This window comes from Acidisphaera sp. L21, from assembly GCF_009765685.1.
In the GTDB taxonomy this organism is placed as follows: Bacteria; Pseudomonadota; Alphaproteobacteria; order Acetobacterales; family Acetobacteraceae; genus LMUY01.
The window spans coordinates 91,149-91,942 of sequence record NZ_LMUY01000081.1; the positions used below are offsets into that span (position 1 = coordinate 91,149).

General features: G+C 66.0%; 1 protein-coding gene. It reads left to right on the forward strand.

What is annotated here, in order from left to right:
* Positions 1-45: 45 nt before the first annotated feature.
* A partial coding sequence (locus GSQ76_RS31180; protein WP_216851107.1) for an EamA family transporter occupies positions 46-794 on the forward strand: 749 nt, incomplete at its 3' end.

The window sequence follows — 794 nt, forward strand, 5'->3', positions numbered from 1 at the left end:
TTTGCTCGCGCCGCGACTCGCCGACGACCCATCGCTCCAGACGACATGACCTCCTACGTCCTAGGCCTGGTCATGTGCGCGGCCATCTTGCACGCTGGATGGAATGCCGTCCTGCGCGGCGGCGGCGACCGGCTCTGGTCGATGACGTTGATGATGATCGCGATCACCGCAGTGACGGTGGTCGCCCTGCAGTTCCTGCAGTGGCCGAACGCCGCGAGTTGGCCCTACCTCGTCGCCACGGCCGTCATTCATGTCGGTTACAACCTGTCCCTGGTCCGCACCTACCGCAGCGGCGACCTCGGCCAGACTTATCCCGTCTCGCGTGGATCCTCTCCGGTCTTGGTCGCGCTGGGTGCGGCGGTCTTCGCGCACGAGACGCCCGGCGTCGTCGCCTGCGTGGGCATCGCCCTGGTCTCGGCCGGAATCATCTCCCTGGCGTTCCAGGGCAAGACGGTTCGCACCGACTTCTTGCCAGCGGCGTTCACCACCGGCGTGCTGATTGGCGGCTACACCGTCGTCGACGGGATAGGCGTCCGGCTGTCCGGCAACAGCTTCGCCTACGCAGACGTCTCGTTCCTGATGTGGGCCGCTCCGATGCCCGTCATCTACCTCGCGATGCGCGCGAAGCCGCCTTCTTATACGGGCGGCCAGACGGCGATGGCTCTGACGGGTGGCCTGGTTTCAATCGCCGCCTACGGCATCGTCATTTGGGCCATGCAGTTCGACGCCATGGGCGTGGTGTCGGCGTTGCGGGAGACCAGCGTGGTCTGGGCGGCCCTAATTGGCCGAATGTT